A 22,359-nucleotide genomic window follows, 5' to 3' on the forward strand; every position below is an offset into this window, starting at 1 on the left:
GGTCATTGCGGATTTTCTCACACCCCACGTAGGGTTTGTACGTAGGCTCACCATGTCGAAACGGTAAGAACATATGATTGAATCGCTCAACAAAGCAGATAGACAAGCTATTGCTCAGCTCATCAGCGACAAATACCATCATTTTGTGCGTCGCCCATCCAGCACACCAGAAGAGCAACAAAGAGCTATACGCCTTATCATCCGAAGATTTAACCCCGAACAATCATTTAGTGTTCGCCGAGACGACAAAATCGTTGGATTCGCTGTTGTTGAGACCTCAGAATACCCTCACGCGCTAGCTATTCCTTATGCTTCAATCCGCAGAGAATTTTCCTATTTTAAAAGTATTCTCTTCTGGCTTGCTCTAAGAATATATCGTTCACGCAAAATAGAAATTGACGAATACAGCGCACGAATAGAAGTATTCCTTGTACACCGCGACTACCAACGCCAAGGCGTGGCTACTGAACTTCTGGAAAAGATTCAAGAATTCGCACAAGAAGAAGGAAAAACCTCACTCACCTTAGAAGTACCAGAGGACGATATCGAAGCCCACACCTTCTTCAACAAGGTAGGGTTCACAACACTCAGTTATCGGCGACTCACCCAGTTCTTTCACCGGCTCATACTCCCCACCGCACCTACAAAAACTTTTCAGCTACGCTATCCACTCGACGATTCAGAAGAATAATCTTGACGACGTAGCAGAACCATCACCTCATAATGCTGAGTATGAGCAAACATATCTAGCACCCTGCCTTGCACTGGCTGATAAGAGGGCATCTTCTGCAAATCTTTTATTAACGTCTTTGCATTACAGCTAGAGTACAGCACCGTATCAATACCAGATTGTTCTATCCACTGACAAAGAACCGCCCCGATACCGCGACGAGGAGGGTTCACCACCAACATCTCAGGTAAAGAGAACCCGCGTTTCTGGCTCTCAAGGGCAAAGGCTGTAGCGTCCATTGCCTCAAAATGAGTATTGTTAAGACCCATATCTGCCACCGTACGATGAGCGCTCTCAATAGCTTCAGCACTAATCTCGATACCTGTCACACGGGCGTCTGACGACATTACTTGTGCTGCGTGTATAGCAAACCCACCCACGCCACAATAAAGATCCCATAGACTTGCTGGGTTACGCTCAGAAACCCATTCTTGTCCTTGACGATACAAGGTTGAAGCAACAGAAGAATTAGTTTGGAAGAAACTCTGTGGACGTAAATGCAAGGTGATATCGTTGGCCCTCATCGCAAGAGTCTGGGCAGAGCTAAGAATAATTTCTTCCTCACCTTCAACTCGTGCAATCGGTTCGCGTAAAAGATTGACAGAAAAAACCCGAAGCTGTGGTAAACGTTCTTGAAGCCACGGCAAAGAACGTTTGATGGGAACAATCAACTTTTTAGAACGCAGAACGCAACGCACCATCAGCTCCCCCGAAGAAGACGCTGTCATAAGAATATTTTTAAGCTCCCCTTTACGCGTTTTAATGTGATAGGGAGTTAGCTGAGCCCGAGTAATAAATTCTTTAAGAACAGGCATGGCTTTTAACAACGCAGGTTCGTAAAGAGGACATTGGCTCAGGTCAGTGCCTTGCCCAGAACCGCCGTGAACAATACCGAGCACTGGGTGATACGTCGTTCCAGATACCACTATTTTTGCTTTGTTTCGGAAATTTTTCTGTTGACTGGGAACAGCCTCGAGCCACTTAATCTGTGGGTATCCTGCCGCTAGTTCACGCATATGACGTTCTTTAGCGGAAAGTTGTTTTGGGTAAGGAATATCCAGTTCAGTGCACGAAAAGCATTGGTGAGTATCAAAATAGTGGCATTGCATAGCTCAACTATCCTACCGGAGTCCTGACCGTTTACTCAGATACGAGCTTTACCTCATCACGTTATTTCCCGCGAGCGAGTTTATCCCACAACCGGCTAGGCAACACAGAATGAGCCAAAAGAAGAGGACGCGCCCCAAAACCAGCAACATAACGAGTCTTCGGACGAGAAGCTGAGACAGCTTGTACCAACGCACGAGTAATCACCTGAGGATCAGAAGCCCACCGAGCATAAAGCTGACGCATCCGCTCTGCAGTCGCCCGAGCAGAATTCTCATAGGCTCCACCCTCAGCAACCCTCTCCAAATTCTCTATTGCCACATCACTCCACTGACTAGCAATAGCACCAGGCTCAATGAGCACCACCTCAATACCCAAGGGTTCAAGCTCCATACGCAAGCTATCACTGAGCCCTTCTAAAGCATATTTTGTAGCGTGATACCAACCACCAAATGAAGTGGTTAAACGTCCAGCAATAGAAGACACATTAATAATTCTTCCGCGCTTTGCTTCACGCATCGCAGGAAGAACAGCACGAGTAAAGGCAGCTAACCCAAAAACATTAACATCAAATTGGTGTCGAGCCTCGGCTAAGGAGACATCTTCAATCGCACCGTACATCCCATAGCCGGCATTATTGATGAGCACGTCAATACGGCCCGCTTCAGCTAGGACGAAATCCACCACTTTATTGATAGTTTCTTCATCCGTCACATCAGCATATAGTGGCGTCACACCGTATTGTTTCAGCGGCTCCATCAGCTGAACCCGCCGAGCCACAGCGTACACGCGATGCCCTTGCTGAGCTAAGCTCACTGCCGCGTCATATCCGATTCCGCTAGAAGCACCTGTAATAATGATGACTGCACTCATTGTTCTTCCTTCATCAATCCATCGTACGTTCAGAGTACTCTTTAATTCCCGCTTTTTCCTTCTCTAAGAGGAAGAAACCAGCCACAAGGTCTGAGGGTTTTCCCTTTCCCATGCTAAAAGACGGTGCCCCGATACCAGTAAAGTATCGGAGCACCGCCCTACAAAGAATTTTCAACATATCGTTGAAAAAATTACATCATGCCGCCCATACCAGGATCCATAGCAGGTGCAGCACCAGCAGGTTCAGGCTTGTTAGCAACAACAGCCTCAGTGGTCAAGAAGAGACCAGCGATAGAAGCAGCGTTCTGCAACGCAGAACGAGTCACCTTAACAGGGTCGTTGATGCCAGCAGCCATCAGGTCTTCGTACTCACCGGTTGCAGCGTTCAAACCGGTACCAGCAGGCAAACCGCGAACCTTATCAACAACAACACCGGGTTCTAGACCAGCGTTGGTCGCAATCTGCTTCAACGGTGCGTCGATAGCAACCTTGACAATATTTGCGCCAGTTGCCTCATCACCGGTGAGTTCAAGCTTCTCGAAGGCTTTAGTGCCAGCCTGAATCAAAGCAACGCCACCACCGGCGACAATGCCTTCTTCAACAGCTGCCTTTGCGTTACGAACAGCATCTTCAATGCGGTGCTTACGTTCTTTGAGTTCAACCTCAGTTGCAGCGCCAGCCTTGAGAACAGCAACGCCACCGGCAAGTTTAGCCAAGCGCTCCTGAAGCTTCTCGCGGTCATAATCAGAATCGGAGTTAGCAATCTCGCCACGAATCTGAGCTACGCGACCTTCAATAGCAGCTGCGTCGCCAGCACCTTCAATGATGGTGGTCTCGTCCTTAGTAACAACAACCTTACGTGCAGAGCCAAGAAGGTCAATAGTTGCTTGGTCCAAAGACAAACCGACTTCTTCGGTAATAACCTGTCCACCAGTCAAGATAGCGATATCTGCCATCTGAGCTTTACGACGGTCGCCAAAGCCAGGAGCTTTGACAGCAACAGACTTGATAGAACCACGCATCTTGTTCAAAACCAGTAGTGCAAGAGCTTCGCCCTCAACATCTTCTGCGATGATAAGAAGTGGCTTACCAGCCTGCATAACCTTCTCAAGAACAGGGACAAGATCTTTCACATTAGAGATCTTGGAGTTCACAATGAGAATATAAGGATCCTCAAGGACTGCTTCTTGACGGTCTGGGTCAGTGACGAAGTATCCGGAGAGGAATCCTTTATCAAAGCGCATACCTTCGGTGAGCTCAAGCTCTAGACCAAAAGTATTGGACTCTTCAACAGTGATGACGCCTTCTTTGCCGACCTTTTCCATGGCTTCTGCAATGAGCTTACCAATTTCGGTGTCGCCAGCAGAGATAGATGCGGTTGCAGCGATTTCTTCTTCAGTCTCAACTTCTTTAGCAGAAGAAAGAAGTTCAGCGGTAACTGCTTCAACAGCTTTCTCAATACCGCGCTTGAGGCTGAGAGGATCTGCACCAGCAGCAACGTTGCGGAGGCCTTCACGAACAAGTGCCTGAGCAAGAACAGTTGCAGTAGTGGTACCGTCACCAGCAACGTCATCGGTCTTTTTAGCAACTTCTTTGACCAGCTCTGCGCCGATCTTTTCGTATGGATCTTCGAGTTCGATTTCTTTAGCGATAGAAACGCCATCATTGGTAATCGTGGGAGCGCCCCAAGACTTTTCCAAAACAACGTTACGACCACGAGGTCCGAGAGTAACCTTCACAGCATCTGCTAGGGTATTCAGACCCTTTTCAAGGCCACGACGTGCCTCTTCTTCAAAAGCAATGAGCTTTGCCATTATGCTTAATCCCTCCTGGACTAAGAAAGTATTTTTCTCTCAGTTGTGCCCGCGACGGACGATGTTCTATAAGCCATGCTCTTCACAACTTATAAAGACATCTCACAAGATGAAAGTAGATATTCTCAAAGCTACCTACCGCGAATCTAGCACTAGGATTTAGCAGTCGGAGACTTTGAGTGCTAACAACAATTTTGACACCTCAAAGCACAGAGCGCAAACCTCTTGAAAGAACAAACACACTTAATCGCCCATAGCGCACAGATTACGGGGCAACGGCAGGAAGATAATCAGAGGCAAGAACAACATACAACGGGGAAGAACCAGAAGAACGCTCTTGAATATAACCAATACCTAACGCATCAGCCAAAGTATTAGCCTGTTGCTCATAACCGGCAGAATAAAACACTGTCGAAACATATACAGGCGTACCCTTCCAATTCTCTGTCACGGGCACAGGGTATCCTAAAGCCTCCACACGCTGAGTCAGTTCTGCAGCAGCACCCGTATAGGCCGAAGAGTTATAAACCTCAACCTTAATATCAGCAGGGTCAGTAGGAGCATAAGTTGGAGTCACAGCGCTTTCTGAAGCAGTAGCGCTCGCAGAGCCTGTTTCAGAAGCCACCGGAGAAAGAGTGCGTGGCTGAACCACAAACATTACTGCACCCACCAGAAGCGCAAGCGCACCAGCAACAACAATCAGAAGAGTCTGCCTCGTAGCATGAGCATTACCTAGAGGCTCACCACGATAAGCACCACGACGTTTTGAATTTTCAGGTACGTCGTCGAATTCATCATGAGGATACGAGTTCACATTAATCTCCGATAGCTACAAGCAATAGTTCTTCCATCTAGAGTACACAGGCTACAACCTAAAAACCCTTTTATTTTCCGTGGACTATCATCATAAAGAGCTCAAGACACCGAAAATTCAGGGCTTAGAATTGTCGCGTTGTTCCCTTAACCGACGTATCAACGCTGGTTCCTGAGCAATGACACGCGGAGAATCTATCAGTTCGTTAAGAATCTGATAATACGCTGTTGGATTTAATCCTAAACGTTCTCGAATCACTCGTTCTTTCGTCCCAGGATAACGCCAACGCTGCTTCTCTAAAGCAATCATCTTTTCTTCTTGTTCTGTTAGCCCTGTATCAGGAGTATGCTGAGGAGCGTCCAACTCAGAAGTATCTTCGCACATATCACTCCCCCATCTTTCCTAACCCGGTATGATAAAAAATCCCATTGTATCTTATGTGTTCTGCCAAATAGCACACATATCATGACGCATAGCAACCATTCAAACGGTGAGAACGGAATCTCATGCCCGCTTTACCCCTTAAAGAAATTATGTCTCCAGACTGGGCTGAAGCCCTAGCCCCAGTAGAACACAATATCCGTGCCATGGGCGACTTTTTACGTCAAGAACACCAAGCTGGACGACGCACACTACCGCCGTCACAACAAATCTTCCGAGCCTTCCAAGAACCGCTAGCACAAGTTAAAGTCCTCATCATCGGACAAGACCCGTACCCCACCATAGGGCACGCCATGGGACTTTCTTTCTCTGTACACCCGCAAGTGCGCCCTATCCCACGTTCACTTCAAAATATTTACCGCGAACTATCCTCCGATATGAACATTACCCCGCCAGAACATGGTGACCTCAGCGCGTGGACGCAGCAAGGAGTACTTCTTCTCAACCGTGTACTTTCTGTTGGTGCAGGAGAAGCCGGATCTCATAGAAATAGAGGGTGGGAAAATATCACCAGCTGCGCAATTGAAGCTCTCGTCCAACGAAAACAGCCGCTTGTCGCCATACTGTGGGGACGAGATGCACGAAATACGAAAACTCTTATCTCACCCTACCCCTGTATCGAATCAGCACACCCATCACCTTTATCGGCATCACGCGGATTCTTTGGATCACGACCCTTCTCAAAAGCAAACGAATTGCTAGTTCAACAAGGAGCAGAGCCTATTGATTGGCGACTTCCGTCGTCAACACCTATAGCGCCCTAAAACGTTAGGCTAACGGTCAAAGACGGTTGTGGAAAGATCTTCTCGTTCACGCCCGAAACGTTGAATCAGCCACTGCATGAGGTAATGCCCCAACGCAACACCTGAAGCCATCGCAACAATAATTGCGGCAGCGGTGATAACGCCGGGCATTGAGTTGAGGGTGTCGGTCTCTACCGTAAAAGAGTACATACCTCGGAATAATGACAAACCAGGTAGGAGGAATGTTAGAGACGGAATCGCAAATATGGCTTGTGGGGCGTGCAGACGGTATGCCAAATATGTGCTGACCATACCAATAACGAAAGCTGCTACCGCCGTATTACCGCGCCCTGCACCTTCTCCCAAGAAAAAGGTGTACACGTGGTAAGTGCTCAGCCCGCTTAAAGTTACTAGCGCAATCCACCACAATGTTTTCAACCGTGCATGAGTTGTAATAGCAATAGCAAGGGTAGCGACTGTCATCCAGAAGATGTTATCGACGATAGTTGGTTTCGCAAAAACCGACTGCGATACGTCAATAGTGGTTGCCGTTGTAATCGATAAGACGGTTACACCGCTAGCGAGTCCCACAACAAGCCCCAAAAAAGACATACCTGTAGACACAAAACGACCCGCAGCAGTTACCGGAAAACCGTTAATCGCGTCTTGCACCGCCGACACTAACCTAAAGGTCGGTAAAAGCATGATGAGTCCGGCAGCAACAATGTGAGGACCAGAGACGTTCAACCCGATACTATGCAAGATTGAGCCGTCATCTGTAGCGTAAATCGCGACGAAGGTAATCACTGCAGCACAAGCAGCCATATTGAAGAAGCTAGGCATCCCCATTTTGTTCATGATTCGAGTAATAAAATGAACGATGACCCATACCATTGCAGATAACGCCGCAGCATAACCGCTACCACCAATACCCATGGTGAGTGTTCCAGCAGCAATAATATTTGCTAACCACACCACCATCGGTGAGTATGGTTTCTTTTGAGCGTTAATCGCATTTAATGTTTTTTCAGCTTCTTCACGGTCAATACCGCGGTGGGTAATTTTATGAATCAGACGGTATATATCAGCCAAAGAAGCATAATTATCAGAGGTGGAACGTACCACGCGCACCACAGTATGGCTGAAACGTTCTTCTTTGAGAGTACGACGTCTTGAATCAAGGATTTCTACATGACCGTCAACGTCAGAAACATAGTTGATAATCACTGATTGATTGGTGATATCCACTTCAACGTCTTCAAGCCCATACGCGGAGCAAACAGCGACAATAGCAGAATCCACATCCATGGCGTCAGCACCATAGTGAAACATCGTTTCAGCAAGGCGTAATGTAAAGTTCAGTACGTCTCGTGCTTGTTCTTTCTCTTGTACAAGCTTCTCACGATCACGTCGGGTCGATAATGAAAACTGGCGTTGAGCAATGCGACCTAAACCACGAATGGGTGCGGTCAAAGAAGGGTCTGCTCGAACAAAAGAACGTAAAGAAGAAGAAACCCAACCTCCCCTAGTGTTTTTAGGTTCGACTTTAGGGATAGACGTTGTTGCAGGGGATACAGAAGGGTAACTACCTTGTTGCATCCCTGTAGCAGAAATCGCTGATTGTTGCGTGGATACAAGAGGAATACCACTAGTTAGCGGGGCAATAGGTTCTTGTTCTGGTGTGCGTAACGGTTCAAAGGGGCTAGAAGCAGAAGACACCGCATGCTGGTCAGGTTGAATTCCCGTAGAGGCATCCCCAAAGGGGCTGTTGGGGGCAAGATTCTCAACCGGAGCAGAAGCAACAGCCGATATGTTCGGACTAAAAGGCGTCTGCTCAACTTGTTTATTCTCTAATGCCTGACGAAGAGCAGTATCTTGTACCCGGTCCAAAGAAATAGCAGGCATATTGCCCGGCATTTTGGTAGGGGTTTTCGTTTCAGGTCGCGATGTTCCAGCTCGAGGAAGTGAGACTGTTGCACCGAACGCTTGCGAGGTCGGTTGTTCTGGCGTTGCTTGGTCAAAGGCAGCGGCGGAGGGGTATGCCTTTTGCTGTAGCTGCTCATCCGAATGAGTGCTAAGAGACATTGCCACCTCCGCCGAGTTGCGTCAAAAGATTTGCCATCACGTCTTATTGTGCTGATGTGTTCTCGTTACACAAAAATACAATACGTAGCTGGGCTTATCCTACGGTTTAGTAGAAAGGTTGCCCTGTTTTGCGAACCCAGAGACCACGCATAACCTTCTCAGCAAGACGATTCCATATGGTGTATTTTGCCGGAGAAAGAACATAATCCCAGACACCAACATAGTCAATGACGGTTTTTGTAAAGGATGTCTTAAAAAGACCTAAACCATAGTGATGGTGTTCTTTATTTTTGAGCTGATCTTTAGGCGGAGTACCGCAGAAGTCATAGCTCTTAATGTGGTATTCCTTCATGAGGTCCGTCAAAGCAGTCCACTGTACTTGATGTGAGTCGCCATATTGTTTACGACGAGGCTTAGAACCACCATCTTTATAGGTTCCTTTATCGCCATAACGAATAACGTAAGCACCGACAGAGGGTTCGCCGTCTTCATAGGTGAAGTAGAGGCGTCCTTGACCAGCTTTTTCAAAAGTTGTCCAGAAGTCACGGTAATACTCGTATGACCGGAGGTGGACATTTGCTGAGCCTTGTCCGACAGTGTCCATGAGCGCATACATGGTGCGCATATTCTCATCAGTAAGTTCGACACGTTCCACTTCGCAACCTTCACGAGCAGAACGACGAACGGCGTTACGCCCTCGAGAGTGAAGAGATTTAAGAACATCTTCTTCGCTCTTGTCAGTATCAAGGATGGCAGTAGAGTCGTTAGGCTGAATATTCCATGACTTAACCAGACCAGCTTTTGACAGGACGGCGTTGGTCTGTTCATCAGCGAGAATATCTGGCTCAATTTTAATCAGGAATACGCCAAGTTTATTCTCTTCTACGAAACGCTTACTTGCTTCAAGAATGGCAGGTACATCTTCTACGCTGTAGACGTCTGGGCCTTTAATCATGTACCAGACTTTTCCAAGTGCGGGCACACTTTTTTCAAGAATAAGGTTATAGCTGGTCAGTGAAGTTTCCGCACCTTCGACCTCTGTTGTACCTTCATATACGAGGTATAGAGGTTTCCAGCCGTGCTTAGCTTTTACTGATGCAAATGATGCTGACTGCAAGAGGTTTCCGCCATTGGGGTTAGCAATAACGTGCTCATCCCAGGTCGCTATTTCTTCTGCAGTGGCAAAACGCGCTGTAAATTCTCGCAAGGGCCTCAACTTCCACATCGGTGCAAGGTTTTTCTTGCACTTGTTCTTGTTTGTATCAAACTCTAAGTGTAACGACCTACGCCACCGGAATACAGCCTGACTTGATGTGACAGGAAGCATTTTCTGAGAAATAGGTGCTTAGCGTAGAACGTAATGTCATGACGATGCCCCGCCTCATACATTGCATACAAGACGGGGCATCGACAAATTGTTTAAAGACTACTCAGCGTCGTGGTCGGTCTCAAGAATCTTTACAAGAGATTCGAGAGCTTCCTCGGCGCCTTCGCCTTCTGCGCGAAGAACAACGCGGTCGCCGTGCTTTGCGCCAAGAGACATCAAAGACAAGATGGAAGCTGCGTCCATAGCCTCATCTGCTGGCTCACCTTCAGCGGCGATGGTTACCTCTACGGGAAGGTCGCCAGCTGCTTCTGCGAAGATAGCTGCTGGGCGTGCGTGCAGGCCAACACGGCTTGCGATGGTGGCGATACGTTCTGCCATGATTTTCTCCTTGAGATAAGAGTGCGGGAAAAGTTATCCCACTATCGAGTCTAGGACAGATTGGATAGGTTTTGCACTACCAAACCAGCCTATGTCGGTTTGTTTTTAGAGACCGAGTTCTTCAAGAACAGGGAGTTTCTTACGTGCTGCGTTTTTAGCTTCTGCAGAAGAAATCTGTGCCAAAGCGTCAGCCGCAATTTCTGCCGCTTGTTCTTTAGTAACGGAGCGAAGAACTGCTGCAACAGCTGCCATAGCACCAGCATTCATAGACAAGGTGTCTACGCCAAGTCCGACGAGAACAACAGCTAAGGCAGGATCTGATGCTGCTTCACCACACACCGAAACATATTTTTTGACGCCGTGGGTTTCTGATGCTTTACGTGCACCTTCAACGGTGAGCTTAATCATTTTCAAGACTGCAGGCTGCCATGGGTTGTTCAGGTGAGCAAGGTCGCCCAAAAGACGGTCTGCTGCCATGGTGTATTGGGTGAGGTCGTTGGTTCCGATGGAGATGAAATCAACTTCACCCAAAATAGCTTCAGCGTTTACGGCTGCAGCTGGGGTCTCTACCATGACACCTTTAGTTTTAATGCCGGCTTTGTCCAACATATTCTTGAACTTACGAGCTTCAGAGGTCGTTGAAATCATCGGCGCCATCACCCAGATGTCAGCTTCGGTAGCGTCAGAGGCACGCTTAATAGCTTTAAGCTGGCGCTCTAGAACACCGGGAACAGCGTTATCGGTGCGGAATCCGCGTACACCCAAGGCAGGGTTTTCTTCTTCTGTAACGTTCAAGAAGGGAAGGGGCTTATCTGCACCTGCGTCGAGGGTACGAACAACAATGTGTTGACCAGGGAAAGCATCGAAGACTGATTTGTAGGTCTCTGCCTGAGTCTCTTCACTTGGTTCGGTGTCGTTACCGAGGAAGCCAAATTCGGTGCGGAGTAGTCCAACGCCTTCAGCCTGTTTGCTAGCAGCCTTCTCTGCAGATTTTCCGTCACCAACGTTAGCGTAGAGGGGAACGTGGGTTCCGTCGGCTAGTTCACCCTTGCCAGTGAAGTCAGGTAGAGGCTTACGATTTGCATATTTAGCAGCTGCTTCTTCGTGTTCAGCAGTAGGGCTAGTCTCGATAATGCCTTCGTTGGAATCGATATATACCTTGGTTCCGTTAGGAATTTCGGTAACTCCCTTAGCAGCAACAACAGCAGGAAGGCCAAGTCCACGCGCCAAAATTGCGGTGTGTGCTTGAGGTCCACCGTCAGAAGTAATCAAGGCGATAACTTGAGAGGGGTCAAGAGTTGCAGTGTCGGCAGGAGCAAGATCTACAGCAGCCAAGATGAAAGGCTCATTTGATTTAGGTACGCCTGGTGCTTGCTGTCCGGTGAGTTCTGCCACGATACGAGCACGCACGTCATGAATGTCGGTAACGCGTTCTGCCATGTAACCACCGAGTGATTCCATCTGCCGAGCAAAGTCACTAGCAGCTTCCCAGATAGCACGTTCGGGGGCTAGGCCTTGTGCCTCTACCTTTTTAATAGCGCCTTTAAGGAGTGCGCGGTCAGTTGCCATCTGAGAAGTAGATTTGAGGACGGCTTTTCCATCTCGTCCTGCGCTTTCGGCACGCTCTAGAAGATCGGCTTTGACCGCCTGAGCTGCTTGCTGAATACGCTCAGCGGCTTGTTCTGCAGTTTCGCCTTCAGCTAGCGGCAAGCCTGCTTTAGGTTCTTTGATGGGGTCTGGCATCTGAAGTACCGGACCAATAACGCGACCGGCGTAAACGCCAACGCCTTTATAGGTAGTAGTCATGTAGAGTTCCTCTATTCCTTATGTATCGAAAATATCGCTATATCTTGCGTGTACGTTGAGCAATGCTCACGCCTTAGACAAGATTCCCTTTTTGTTTATAGTTGTGTAGACATCATCTAGAGCAGGCGAGCGCTCCTCCCTTATCAGAAATGATATTGGCTTCTTGAAACGTGGTTTTATGGTTTCAAGAAGTCACTACTTCAGGCCATAGAGAAACTAGAGGGTTATCTCTCGAACGCTCACGGCGTCGGTGCGAGTTTCTGCTACGGTCGAAACTTGAGTACCTGGTAGTGCTGCAGCAGCTGAGCCTTGAGCTACGGCTTGTACTAAACATTCCACGGGGGTTTTGCCGAGTTCGTGGGCGATTAGATAGCCGGCAAGGGCGCAATCCCCTGCTCCGACGGTGCTGCGGACTTTTACAGGTTCGTGTATGGCGTGCCATGCGCCTTCTCGTGTGACGAGAACAGCGCCATTGCTGCCGAGGGTGGCGAGGACGGTGTCGATGCCACGGTCGACTAGCTCTTTAGCTGTACGTGCGGTGAGTTCTGCGTCTTTTTCGAGGGATTCCCAGGCTTCTGGTGTGCCGACGAGTTCAGCGAGCTCTTGGGCGTTAGGTTTGATGAGGTTTGGCATTCCGTCTTGTCCGGTGACTGCGTCACGTAGGGCGGTACCGGATGTATCGACCGCGATGAGTGGGGCTTTTTCTCCTTGAGCTTCGCGAATAGCGCGACCGACTACTGCGTAGTAGTCGCTGGGAACACCCGAGGGTAGGGAGCCTGCAAGAACTAGCCATGAGGCGTCGTGAGTCTCTTTAATTAGGAGGCGTGTGAGTTGTTGTTGTGCCACGTCGTTGAGAGGTTCACCGGGAGCATTGATTTTGGTGGTGGTTCCGTCTGGTTCGACGATGGTGATATTTGAGCGTATGGGCGCACCGATGGGCATGTTGGTGAAGTTGACGCCTTCTTCGCGTAGGCATCCTAGGACGGCGTCTTCGTCGTCGCCGGGAAGTATCGCGACGGTGTCGAAGCCAGATACTTTGAGGGCGCGGGCGATGTTGACGCCTTTTCCGCCGGGGTCGTCTACAGCGTGTTCAGCTCGTATGACTGCCCCTCGTTGGAGGACTCCGGGCAGTTCTACGGTACGGTCCATGCTTGGGTTAGCAGTTAATGTGATGATCATGCGATCAGTACCTCTACATTGGATTCTTCAAGTGCGGCAGCTAAATCACCGTCTGGAGCTTTATCGGTGATAAGGACGTCGATGTCTTCTAGCCCCGCAAAACGTACTAGTGATTCTCGTCCGAACTTTGCTGAGTCGCAGAGGAGTACCACTCGACGCGCAGATTTTACAATCGCGGTTTTGACGGTTCCTTCGTTAATTCCGGGGGTGCTGAGTCCGAAGTCTGCGTCTAGCCCGTTGACGCCGATAAAAGCGATATCGGGGCGGATGGAGGCAAAGTGTTCTGCAGTGCGTGAGCCGATGGCGGCCCACGTCATTTTTCGGACTTGGCCACCGATGAGGTCTAGAACGATGCCGTCAGCTTCAGCTAGTTTAACGGCGATGTGTAACGCATGAGTGATGATGAGACGGTCTGCCCCAGATTTGAGGCTGAAGTCTTCTGCTGCGATACAATCAGCGAGAATCTGTATCGTTGTTCCAGCGTCAAGAACGATAGCTCCGGCATCGGATTCTTGAAGGAGTTCGTATGCTTTGCGCGCAATACGATTTTTTTCTGGATTGTTTTCTCGCTGGCGAGATGCGATAGAAGATTCTACGGAGGTAGATTGTTCTACGGTTACAGCACCGCCGTGGACTCGTCGTAGGCGTCCCTCAGCTTCGAGGGCTGCTAAGTCTCGGCGAACTGTTTCCATTGTGACTTCATAACGGCGCGCTAGTTCTGCGCCATTGACTCGACGCGCGGTGGCAACGAGCTTCGCGATTTCAGCGCGGCGTTCTTCAGCGAACATAAGAAAATCACCTTGTATTGTGGAAATGAATAAGCCTTGTGAATTTGATTTTATGTGGGTTTATGTTGTTTCGTCAATGTAATAAGAGACGAACCCACACAATAATATGTGTTGTTATTCTCTCACCCGAGTTAAGCCCTACGACGCAACCGATACGAGGAATACTTCAACGTTACCACCGCAAAGACCCAACCGAGGGAAGCTCCTAAAGTATTAGCAAGAATATCTAAGAAAGAACTTGTACGCTGTGGTAAAAACAACTGAATACACTCAATCGTACACGTTACCAAAAAACCCACAAGCGGCACGTAAGAACGGTATCGTCGCCGAACGAGTAAAGTACCCAGAAAACCTCCTGGCACAAATAAAATAACGTTACTCAACCATTCCACAGTCGAATACGTAAACCAAGACGGCAACCATCCCGCTTCGTGCGAGTGTGCTAAGAACTCAGCCAGCCATAAACCGCCGCTATTATCATCAATATGTCTTGGCCAAAGGACGATAAAACCCAATGCCAGAAGATATAGCCCAAAACTTAGCTGAGCTGCACGGTATAACAGCCGTTGTGCAGATGGAACAAACATCAAGACCTCGTACTCAAATACCCTATGGTTTACCCACCAGAAGAGGTTCGTTCTCTTCTGCCCAACGGAACAAGCCATCAAGAGGAATCTCCAGAGCCTGAGCATTAGGTACGGTTTCTTTCCATTCTTCTCCTCGAGAAGCACTTAGCACACGACGAATCAGTGAACCGTGAGAGACCGCAATAATATGTTGTCCAGGATAGTCTGAGACAATCTGACGTAAAGTTTTGATACCGCGAACGTACACTGAACGTTCTGATTCGACTCCTTGATAAAAGGCGTCTGGTTCACGGCGAGCTTCAAAAGAAATATCTTGCCCTTCAGCCTCCCCATAATGACGTTCAACAAGGCCCTCATACGTTCTCGAAACCTCCACACCCAAATAGTTGCCAACAATTTGAGCGGTTTCTAAGGCTCTCGATAGCGGAGAAGACACTATCACATCACAACGAATGCCCTCCTGAGTTAGTTTCTGAGCGGTGTCGAGAGCTTGTTCACGACCAACTTCGTTCAGTTCAATATCGCTAGAGCCTTGCATGAGACTTTTTCTGTTCCAGTCTGTTTGCCCATGACGAATCATTAGCAAAGATCCCGTCAGAAGAGGCTCTACATCATGCATATTTTTTCCTTCGCGCGTTAGTAGGAGTATAAAAGTTCTATCCTTGATAAGACTCAAGGGTGTGAAGTGGCAGTTCAGTCACCGAAGCATTCTCGGGGATACTGTGTTCTTCACCAGTCAACGCCGTCATGATTTGAGCAATCCATAGACCATGGGCCACCACAATAATATGGCGGTTAGGATGCTTGGCAACGATCTCTTTAAGAGCGTTAATACCGCGCTGAATCATCTCAGAAAGAGGTTCAACGTCGGGGAATTGCTCTTGAATATCACGCCAGTGATATTCAGTTGCGACGAGCCCTTCCGCAGCGCCGAAGGAGCGTTCTTGAAGTCCTTCATGTGTACCAGAAACATCTAGGTTTAGATGCTCACCAATGATTTTTCCTGTCTCATAAGCGCGCGAAAGCGGAGAAGTGACGATTAGTTCCCAAGCAAACTCAGGAGTGTGTTCACGTATCTGTTGCTGGTAGTCAGTGAGATTTTGAGCGGCTACTTGTGCTTGCCCTCGGCCTGTATCATTCAACGGAATATCGCTACGGCCTTGAAAACGACGCTCAACATTCCACGCTGTTTGCCCGTGACGAATCAATACCATGCGAGCAGAAAAATCAGAAGATAAAGAACCCATGCCTCTTATTATCTCAAACTCTTAGAAGAAGCGAAGAGTTTGAAGTATAGAGATAAGGCACAGTTCTTGGTGTATCTTCCGCCGACTTCATGAATATGAAACAATGAAGCTATGTTTACTCATTCTGTTGACCCCGCATGGTTTCCTACGTGTGCCGTCTTCGATTGTGATGGAATACTCATCGATTCTGAACGCAGCTGGAATGCCGTCCAAAAACAAATTTTCAAAGAGTACGGAACAGAGCTAACTCCCGATATTGAACGGCAATTAGTCGGGGCGGCAGCTCCCGCGGTCGCCCGCACCCTCGCAGATAAGACACTACCCAACGACGCCACCGAGACAGCAGCAGAAGAACACTACCAGAAAATTCTGCATCATTTAATGAGTGTAGAACACGATGTGATTCGTGATGGAGTTCAGCTCATACCAGGAGCTCGAGAAGTCATGGCATTACTAGCTGAAGTCATGCCGGTTGCGGTAGCTTCCAATAGCAGTCAAGAATTATTGACATACAAAGTCAATCACCACCAATATAGCCAGTACCTTCAAACATGGGTTGGTTCAGATGCGGTTGCTCAACCTAAACCAGCGCCCGATATGTATTTAGAAGCTATCCGTCGCCTCGGCGGAAACCCTGCAGACACCCTCACCTTTGAAGATTCCGCAACGGGAACACGTGCGGCTCAAACAGCTGGAACCGTCACCATGGTGTACACCCAAGATATTGAGCATGCTCCAGCAGCTCAGGGGCATTTCGATAGCTTCCGTGACGAAAAGTTCCTCACCCAAATTAAGCGATGGATAGAGCTATACCGTGAGCACCACCCCAACTCCTAAATCACCCCAACACAACGGGAAGTACGGTCTTCGCTTCGACCAAATGGACGAAGAAGAACTCGAGTATTACCGCGAGTTCTGGGAGATACCGCAAACACCCGAAGATACCAACACCGTTGTATCTGAGCAAAGACTTATCAACGCAAAAATGCGAATGGTTTCGGGGCTGAGCTTCACGGTCATTCTCATTGGGTTGTTAAGCACCACATTGGGGTTCCTGAGTTCCTATCTTGTTGCAATAGTCGCAGGAATTGTCATTGTCATCGTCGGGGCCACGATTTTAATGATGGCAAGGCGCCGTTATACGAGGCTTCTTGGCACAAGCTATCGAACATTGCACATTCATCGGCGCCATAAACGGTGGTTTCGTATCGCCCATGTTCTAGCAGTTCTTGGGGTGCTGTGCGCCATAGCAAGTATGAGTATTATTCCGAAGATTTTTGAGCATGAAGAGATTGCTCTTACCCGAAGCCACGTTGTCCTATGGAATGAGCTTTCATTGCTCTTTCTTCTGGTTGCAGCACTTATCTACGGTATTAACTTCTTATCGGTTTATACCCCTGTCGACGATGATGAAAGCATCATTCGCCCTACCGATTATGCGCAACAACGTCTAGCTCAAGATCTTGCAAAAGATAAAAAACGCCATGACGATGAAGATTTCTACGATTCATCATGGATTAGTGGACGATAACAAAAACACTGAACACACTAGAAGGGGTGGGGTGAAACTCTTAGAGAGTTTCACCCCACCCCTTCTCTTTAACAAACCTTATCGGCGCATCACTTTACGAGCTAACGTGTTACCGACAAGCTGAATGAGCTGAACCAAAATGATAATAATAGCGACAACAGCCCATGTAATCGCATCGTTGAAACGCTGGTAACCGTCGACCAAAGCGACTTTACCAAGACCGCCACCACCGATGTAACCGGCCATTGCAGACATATCAACCACACCGATAACTAAGAAGGTGTATCCAAGGATGAGAGGGCCAAGTGCTTCTGGCACCATGACGGTGAAAAGAATACGCATCTTGGATGCTCCCATAGCACGAGCTGCTTCAATCACACCAGGATCGATAGAAACCATGTTTTGTTCAACGATACGGGCAATAGCGAAAGAAGCTGCAAAGCACATCGAGAAAATAGCAGCATTCACACCAAGGCGAGTGCCCACAACAATTGAGGTCAACGGCCCTAAAGCTGCCAGAAGGACGATAAAAGGGATAGGGCGAACAATATTAACAATGACGTTCAACAAGATGTTGATGGGTCGATTTGCCAGAATATTCCCTTGTCGTGTGGTGTACAGCAAAGCGCCAATTACTAACCCCACGAAACCAGCAATAATCATCGTAATCGAGACCATATAGATGGTGTCGAATAAGGCGGGAAAGAGTTTTTGGGGTAAGAATTTATCCCAGTCCACGTCATTAGCGGCAAGAAGAGTGCCATTAGCAGTTGTCAAAGCGCTCATCATTTAGCGAACCTCTCTTACGGCGGTAACGGTGGCAAGTTCAGCAACAACCGCATCAATACTTGTAACGTCCCCAACGAGTTCGAGGGTTAGGTTTCCGTAGCTTTTACCTTGTAGGGTTTCCATACCACCTTGTACAAAGTTAAATTGCACCCCACGTGCGCTAAGGTTAGAAAGAATTTTACCGATACCGTAGTTTCCTTCTGTCACCTCGATGTTAATGAGGTATCCACGGTGTTGTCGGCACAGTTTCTTAGCGTAATTGCCACGTGGAGTTTGTTTAACGGTGGTGGCGACAAAGCGTCGAGCAACTTCTGTGCGAGGGTTTGAGAAAACGTCATAGACGTTACCGAGTTCTACCACTGCACCTTTTTCCATGACAGCAACACGGTCGGCGATGGTCGAAACAACGTCCATCTCATGTGTGATGACAACGACGGTAATTCCGAGTTCTTCATTAACTTTTTTGAGAAGAGCAAGTACCTCGTGGGTAGTCTCTGGATCTAGTGCAGATGTTGATTCGTCTGCTAATAAGAGAGAGGGCGATGTTGCGAGCGCACGCGCAATACCTACACGCTGTTTTTGTCCTCCGGAAAGCTGATCGGGGTAGTTTTTCGCTTTGTCGCTGAGTCCCACAAATTCCAGCATTTGTTCGACTCGTTCACGGCGTTTTGCTTTATCCCATCCAGCAATTTTGAGGGGAAATTCGACGTTTGCTGCAACTGTTCGGGAGTTCATCAAATTAAATTGTTGGAAAATCATGCCGATGTTATGTCGAGCAACACGAATCTCAGATTCTTTTTTTCCAGAGATGGTGAATCCGTCAACGCTGAGGCTTCCAGAAGTCACGGTTTCTAATCCGTTGATTAGTCGGACGAGAGTTGATTTTCCGGCGCCAGAGTATCCGATGATAGCGAAGATTTCTCCACGCATAATCTCTAGTGAAACGTTGTTGACGGCGGTGACGATGTTCTTTCCGACGGTAAATTGTTTGGTGACGCCGTCGAGAACAACCATGGGTGTGGGGTTCTCCTGCTGTGCTGCGGTACTCATACTGATGCTTTCGGGATGTTGTTCGTCTCTAGCTATGCTCTATACAAGGCAAAGCGGTAACTGATATTGCAATCTTTGGTAGGTCCTTAAGACTGCCATAAAAATCAGCTACCGCTTTACTTATGTGAGGAAGATTAGCTTTGACGTTTCTCGTCTTCTGCTTTCTTGAGTGCTTCACGAAGGTCTTTGACGTCGGTGTTTACTTCTACAGCGGTTCCTTCAGTGTCTTCTTGGACGACTGCCTGAACTTCTGGGGTGTGGAAAAGCTTGACGATTTCCTTATATTTTTCGTTGTCAGCGTTATCGGCTTTGGCAACAAATAGGTTGACGTAAGGCTTCGCGGAGTCATCGGCTGGGTCGTCTTGAGCTAAAGCGTCTTTGGGGTTGAGCTTTGCGTCGCGGATGAAGTCATTGTTGATTACTGATGCGTCAACAGATTCTAAAGAGAGCACTGTTTGTGCAGCGTCAACAGGAGTAATTTTAACCTTTGACTGTGCGGTGTCGACATTGTCAACGGAAGGGTTTTTCACGTCATCGGAGGTGAAGGTGACGAGGTTATTTTTCTTGAGAAGAAGTAGCGCTCGCGCTTCGTTGACGGTGTCATTGGGGATGGCGATTTCTGCGCCCTGAGGGATGTCGGCTACAGAAGTGTGTTTCTTGGAGAACAGTGCCATGGGGTAAATAACGGTGGGACCGACAATTTGGAGGTTGTCGTTTGCTTCGACGTTGTAGTTTGAGAGGTATGCGATGTGTTGGAACCAGTTGAGGTCGATATCGCCGTTATGTAGTGCGGGGTTGGGCTGAGTGTAGTCGGTGAACTCTTTGTATTCGATGTCGATGCCTTTATCGGCAGCTACTTCTTTGAGTTTTTCGTTGACGGGGTCTGCCCCGACAACTCCGATGGTGATTTTGTTGTCTTCTGCTGGGGTTTGAGTGGAACCGCATGCAGAGAGCCCGAAAGCTAGCGGTAGGAGAGCCAAAGTGGCAACAAATTTCTTCACGGCTATGAATCTTTCTGTTGTTGTGTGCTTGTTGTGCAACCACTTTTTGAGCAGAACCTTCTGGTAGCTCTACCGCTAATCAAGTGGTGTCCTCCTGTGTTTGGTAAGGAGGTAGTTATCATTCAAACATGATGGAGCGATGAGTGCGAACTCGTTACGTTACGAGGTCGTTTTTCATAGTTTTAACGAAAAGAAGCGCAATAATGTCACAAAACGTAATATTACTGTTCTCCGTATTTCTCTTCTAATTTCTTCCGCACTTCACGACGCAGGGTCTTACCCAACATGGAACGCGGTAAATCATCAACCTCAAAGATTTTGCGGGGCACTTTATACCGAGTAACAAGACCGTAGCAATGTTCACGCAGCTCATTTTCATCTATCGCGCAGCCCTCTACCGGCACTACTGCGGCGACAACCATCTCGCCGCCACCAGGCTGAGGCAGACCCACCACAGCAGCATCTTGAACCGAATCATGTTGACGTAAAGCGACCTCAACTTCAGTGGGTGAAACGTTGAAACCTCCCGTAATGATGACTTCTTTAATGCGGTCTACCACGTATAGGTAATAGTCTTCATCAAAAGTCACGATATCTCCGGTGCGTAACCACCCATCCGGAGTAATTGCTTTCATCGTTGCTTCTTCACGCTTCCAATACCCGCGAAAACGTTGTGGGCCTCTAACCCATAGTTCGCCTTCGTCCCCAAGGGCAACATCCTCTAAGGTTTCAGGATTCACGACCCGAATATCTACCCCAGGAAACGGCACACCAATAGATCCGGCTCGCCGAGTATCGTTGAGGGCGTTACAGGTCACCAGAGGAGCACACTCAGTGAGCCCGTACCCTTCAATAAGGTACCCGCCAGATTGTTCTTCCCATTCAGCAACAAGTTCTTTCGGTAAGTTCATCGCACCAGAGACAGCATACCGAATTCCCTTGAGGGAGAAATTTTGTTCCTTTGCACGGTCTAGTAAACGACGATAAACCGGAGGAACAGCAGGAAGAATCGTTGGCATAACTTTCTTCATTGCTTTGAGGATCAAGTCGATATCGACTGTTGGAAAAATCACGAGACGAGCTTGACAGACCACTGCAATCGTCAGTCCAAGTGTCATCCCGTAGGCGTGGAATAGGGGAAGTACCGAATAGATGACTTCATCGTCCCCTGGTTGAATCCACTCTTCTCCCATACGCGCATTTGCTTCGCAGTTACGGTGCGTAAGCATTACGCCTTTGGGCTGTCCAGTAGTGCCTGAGGTGTAGAGCAACAGTGCTAAGTCATGAGCGGTTGGTCGATGATGTGAAGGGTCAATCGGAGAGTTTTTAAGGAGCGTTTTCCACGGCGTTGTTCCGCGAGCAGGTGCTGTAAGTTTTGCGCGGGAGGAACGAGCAGTCTTGAGCGGAAGTTTAAGAGCCGCACGCATATGCAAAGGCATGGCCTCTAACATGTTCACTGAATAGATACGTTGGGGGCGTACGTCAGCTGGCAAATTAGTCACGTTTGTTGCTGCTTTATCCCACACAATTGCGACTTTTGCTCGGTGGTCTTCGAACATATGGCGGAGTTCAGCAGAGGTGTATAACGGGTTATGTTCTACTACCACAGCACCCAAACGCATCACCGCATAGAAAGCAACAATATGCTGAGGGCAGTTCGGAAGAATGAGAGCAACTCTATCCCCCTGATTCACGCCCGCCAGACGAAGCCCCTCAGCTACACAACGAATTTGTTCGCCTAGTTCTGCATACGTTGTTGTGGCTCCAAAAAATTGTAAAGCAACTTTTTGAGGGACTTCACGCACTGCTTTTTCCATTAGATGACTTAGCGAAGTATCAGGAAGGTCTAAGTCATAAGAAACACCAGCACAATAGTTCTTGTACCAGGGACGATGAGCTAACGGAAAATCATTCTGAGCAGTGTTATTAGCTTTTTGCATACCTATGATTGTGCCACGAAAACCACTATGCGGGCATAACTCTCTCAGGGGAACATCCTTGAAGAGAGATACTTCATCTTTCTCTCCTGGGACAGTCTTTATACCATTTATGGCTATTCACTGACATAC

General features: G+C 48.2%; 22 protein-coding genes. 4 read left to right on the forward strand and 18 right to left on the reverse strand.

Annotated elements, in window-relative coordinates; genetic code table 11:
* Positions 1–73 precede the first annotated feature (73 nt).
* On the forward strand, positions 74–691 hold the full coding sequence (locus ACN083_RS01295) for a GNAT family N-acetyltransferase (RefSeq protein ID WP_419101022.1): 618 nt from the start codon (positions 74–76) through the stop codon (positions 689–691).
* Here ACN083_RS01295 and rlmC read toward each other — a convergent pair.
* The 5 genes from rlmC to ACN083_RS01320 all read right to left on the reverse strand — a co-directional run bounded on the left by rlmC (position 664) and on the right by ACN083_RS01320 (position 5,722).
* Positions 664–1,839, reverse strand: coding sequence for a 23S rRNA (uracil(747)-C(5))-methyltransferase RlmC (gene rlmC / locus ACN083_RS01300; RefSeq protein WP_419101023.1), 1,176 nt, complete (start codon positions 1,837–1,839; stop codon positions 664–666). The two genes, ACN083_RS01295 and rlmC, sit on opposite strands and share 28 nt — an antisense overlap.
* A gap of 61 nt (positions 1,840–1,900) precedes the next feature.
* On the reverse strand, positions 1,901–2,710 hold the full coding sequence (locus tag ACN083_RS01305; RefSeq protein ID WP_419101024.1) for an oxidoreductase: 810 nt from the start codon (positions 2,708–2,710) through the stop codon (positions 1,901–1,903).
* A 191-nt stretch (positions 2,711–2,901) separates the two neighbouring features.
* Positions 2,902–4,524, reverse strand: coding sequence for a chaperonin GroEL (gene groL, locus ACN083_RS01310; RefSeq protein ID WP_419101025.1), 1,623 nt, complete (start codon positions 4,522–4,524; stop codon positions 2,902–2,904).
* A 265-nt stretch (positions 4,525–4,789) separates the two neighbouring features.
* Positions 4,790–5,338 (reverse strand): LytR C-terminal domain-containing protein, encoded by a 549-nt coding sequence (locus ACN083_RS01315; protein ID WP_419101026.1) that lies wholly within the window; start codon positions 5,336–5,338, stop codon positions 4,790–4,792.
* A 117-nt stretch (positions 5,339–5,455) separates the two neighbouring features.
* Complete coding sequence (locus ACN083_RS01320) at positions 5,456–5,722, reverse strand: DUF3263 domain-containing protein (RefSeq protein ID WP_419101027.1); 267 nt, start codon at positions 5,720–5,722, stop codon at positions 5,456–5,458.
* Between the two features lie 122 nt (positions 5,723–5,844).
* On the opposite strand from ACN083_RS01320, the gene ACN083_RS01325 reads away from it, so the two are divergent.
* Entirely contained in the window at positions 5,845–6,543 is a 699-nt protein-coding gene (locus tag ACN083_RS01325) for a uracil-DNA glycosylase (protein ID WP_419101028.1), read from the forward strand.
* Between the two features lie 9 nt (positions 6,544–6,552).
* Here ACN083_RS01325 and ACN083_RS01330 read toward each other — a convergent pair whose 3' ends face one another.
* The 9 genes from ACN083_RS01330 to ACN083_RS01370 form a co-directional block, all read right to left on the reverse strand.
* A complete protein-coding gene (locus ACN083_RS01330; RefSeq protein ID WP_419101029.1) occupies positions 6,553–8,607 on the reverse strand; it encodes a threonine/serine ThrE exporter family protein in 2,055 nt (684 codons plus the stop codon).
* A 106-nt stretch (positions 8,608–8,713) separates the two neighbouring features.
* Entirely contained in the window at positions 8,714–9,814 is a 1,101-nt protein-coding gene (locus ACN083_RS01335) for a lipid II:glycine glycyltransferase FemX (protein WP_419101030.1), read from the reverse strand.
* Between the two features lie 219 nt (positions 9,815–10,033).
* A complete protein-coding gene (locus ACN083_RS01340; protein WP_419101031.1) occupies positions 10,034–10,312 on the reverse strand; it encodes an HPr family phosphocarrier protein in 279 nt (92 codons plus the stop codon).
* Positions 10,313–10,417: 105 nt separating this feature from the next.
* On the reverse strand, positions 10,418–12,118 hold the full coding sequence (ptsP, locus tag ACN083_RS01345; protein ID WP_419101032.1) for a phosphoenolpyruvate--protein phosphotransferase: 1,701 nt from the start codon (positions 12,116–12,118) through the stop codon (positions 10,418–10,420).
* Between the two features lie 216 nt (positions 12,119–12,334).
* Positions 12,335–13,297 (reverse strand): 1-phosphofructokinase family hexose kinase, encoded by a 963-nt coding sequence (locus ACN083_RS01350; RefSeq protein WP_419101033.1) that lies wholly within the window; start codon positions 13,295–13,297, stop codon positions 12,335–12,337.
* Positions 13,294–14,085, reverse strand: coding sequence for a DeoR/GlpR family DNA-binding transcription regulator (locus ACN083_RS01355; protein ID WP_419101034.1), 792 nt, complete (start codon positions 14,083–14,085; stop codon positions 13,294–13,296). Before ACN083_RS01355 ends, ACN083_RS01350 begins: the two co-directional genes overlap by 4 nt.
* Positions 14,086–14,216: 131 nt before the next feature.
* Entirely contained in the window at positions 14,217–14,672 is a 456-nt protein-coding gene (locus tag ACN083_RS01360; RefSeq protein ID WP_419101035.1) for a VanZ family protein, read from the reverse strand.
* A gap of 22 nt (positions 14,673–14,694) precedes the next feature.
* Positions 14,695–15,291: a histidine phosphatase family protein gene (locus ACN083_RS01365; protein WP_419101036.1), complete on the reverse strand. Its 597-nt coding sequence runs from the start codon at positions 15,289–15,291 to the stop codon at positions 14,695–14,697.
* A gap of 37 nt (positions 15,292–15,328) precedes the next feature.
* Positions 15,329–15,919 (reverse strand): histidine phosphatase family protein, encoded by a 591-nt coding sequence (locus ACN083_RS01370; protein WP_419101037.1) that lies wholly within the window; start codon positions 15,917–15,919, stop codon positions 15,329–15,331.
* 111 nt (positions 15,920–16,030) lie between these two features.
* Here ACN083_RS01370 and ACN083_RS01375 point away from each other — a divergent pair, with 111 nt between their 5' ends.
* The gene (locus ACN083_RS01375) at positions 16,031–16,756 is read left to right on the forward strand and encodes an HAD family hydrolase (RefSeq protein WP_419101038.1); all 726 of its coding nucleotides are present in this window, start codon (positions 16,031–16,033) and stop codon (positions 16,754–16,756) included.
* The gene (locus tag ACN083_RS01380) at positions 16,734–17,450 is read left to right on the forward strand and encodes a hypothetical protein (RefSeq protein ID WP_419101039.1); all 717 of its coding nucleotides are present in this window, start codon (positions 16,734–16,736) and stop codon (positions 17,448–17,450) included. The genes ACN083_RS01375 and ACN083_RS01380 overlap by 23 nt, the downstream gene beginning before the upstream one ends.
* A 78-nt stretch (positions 17,451–17,528) precedes the next feature.
* On the opposite strand, the gene ACN083_RS01385 is transcribed toward ACN083_RS01380, so the two are convergent.
* The 4 genes from ACN083_RS01385 to ACN083_RS01400 form a co-directional block, all read right to left on the reverse strand.
* Positions 17,529–18,236, reverse strand: a complete 708-nt coding sequence (locus ACN083_RS01385) for a methionine ABC transporter permease (RefSeq protein ID WP_419101298.1) — start codon at positions 18,234–18,236, stop codon at positions 17,529–17,531.
* Positions 18,237–18,239: 3 nt separating this feature from the next.
* Positions 18,240–19,289, reverse strand: a complete 1,050-nt coding sequence (locus ACN083_RS01390) for a methionine ABC transporter ATP-binding protein (RefSeq protein WP_419101040.1) — start codon at positions 19,287–19,289, stop codon at positions 18,240–18,242.
* Positions 19,290–19,423: 134 nt separating this feature from the next.
* A complete protein-coding gene (locus tag ACN083_RS01395) occupies positions 19,424–20,290 on the reverse strand; it encodes a MetQ/NlpA family ABC transporter substrate-binding protein (protein WP_419101041.1) in 867 nt (288 codons plus the stop codon).
* A gap of 221 nt (positions 20,291–20,511) precedes the next feature.
* Complete coding sequence (locus ACN083_RS01400) at positions 20,512–22,230, reverse strand: long-chain-fatty-acid--CoA ligase (RefSeq protein ID WP_419101042.1); 1,719 nt, start codon at positions 22,228–22,230, stop codon at positions 20,512–20,514.
* Positions 22,231–22,359: the final 129 nt, after the last annotated feature.

It is taken from the genome of Rothia sp. CCM 9418 (genome assembly GCF_048512825.1).
GTDB lineage: Bacteria > Actinomycetota > Actinomycetes > Actinomycetales > Micrococcaceae > Rothia.

Excerpts from the sequence above, each read along its gene's own strand:
- ACN083_RS01355 (WP_419101034.1), bottom strand. The coding sequence starts at position 14,085 with ATGTTCGCTGAAGAACGCCGCGCTGAAATCGCGAAGCTCGTTGCCACC.
- ACN083_RS01350 (WP_419101033.1), bottom strand. The coding sequence starts at position 13,297 with ATGATCATCACATTAACTGCTAACCCAAGCATGGACCGTACCGTAGAA.
- ACN083_RS01390 (WP_419101040.1), bottom strand. The coding sequence starts at position 19,289 with ATGAGTACCGCAGCACAGCAGGAGAACCCCACACCCATGGTTGTTCTC.
- ACN083_RS01325 (WP_419101028.1), top strand. The coding sequence starts at position 5,845 with ATGCCCGCTTTACCCCTTAAAGAAATTATGTCTCCAGACTGGGCTGAA.
- ACN083_RS01360 (WP_419101035.1), bottom strand. The coding sequence starts at position 14,672 with ATGTTTGTTCCATCTGCACAACGGCTGTTATACCGTGCAGCTCAGCTA.
- ACN083_RS01295 (WP_419101022.1), top strand. The coding sequence starts at position 74 with ATGATTGAATCGCTCAACAAAGCAGATAGACAAGCTATTGCTCAGCTC.
- ACN083_RS01385 (WP_419101298.1), bottom strand. The coding sequence starts at position 18,236 with ATGAGCGCTTTGACAACTGCTAATGGCACTCTTCTTGCCGCTAATGAC.
- rlmC (WP_419101023.1), bottom strand. The coding sequence starts at position 1,839 with ATGCAATGCCACTATTTTGATACTCACCAATGCTTTTCGTGCACTGAA.
- ACN083_RS01330 (WP_419101029.1), bottom strand. The coding sequence starts at position 8,607 with ATGTCTCTTAGCACTCATTCGGATGAGCAGCTACAGCAAAAGGCATAC.
- ACN083_RS01320 (WP_419101027.1), bottom strand. The coding sequence starts at position 5,722 with ATGTGCGAAGATACTTCTGAGTTGGACGCTCCTCAGCATACTCCTGAT.
- ACN083_RS01375 (WP_419101038.1), top strand. The coding sequence starts at position 16,031 with ATGTTTACTCATTCTGTTGACCCCGCATGGTTTCCTACGTGTGCCGTC.
- ACN083_RS01400 (WP_419101042.1), bottom strand. The coding sequence starts at position 22,230 with ATGCAAAAAGCTAATAACACTGCTCAGAATGATTTTCCGTTAGCTCAT.
- ACN083_RS01365 (WP_419101036.1), bottom strand. The coding sequence starts at position 15,291 with ATGCATGATGTAGAGCCTCTTCTGACGGGATCTTTGCTAATGATTCGT.
- ptsP (WP_419101032.1), bottom strand. The coding sequence starts at position 12,118 with ATGACTACTACCTATAAAGGCGTTGGCGTTTACGCCGGTCGCGTTATT.
- ACN083_RS01370 (WP_419101037.1), bottom strand. The coding sequence starts at position 15,919 with ATGGGTTCTTTATCTTCTGATTTTTCTGCTCGCATGGTATTGATTCGT.
- ACN083_RS01340 (WP_419101031.1), bottom strand. The coding sequence starts at position 10,312 with ATGGCAGAACGTATCGCCACCATCGCAAGCCGTGTTGGCCTGCACGCA.
- ACN083_RS01305 (WP_419101024.1), bottom strand. The coding sequence starts at position 2,710 with ATGAGTGCAGTCATCATTATTACAGGTGCTTCTAGCGGAATCGGATAT.
- groL (WP_419101025.1), bottom strand. The coding sequence starts at position 4,524 with ATGGCAAAGCTCATTGCTTTTGAAGAAGAGGCACGTCGTGGCCTTGAA.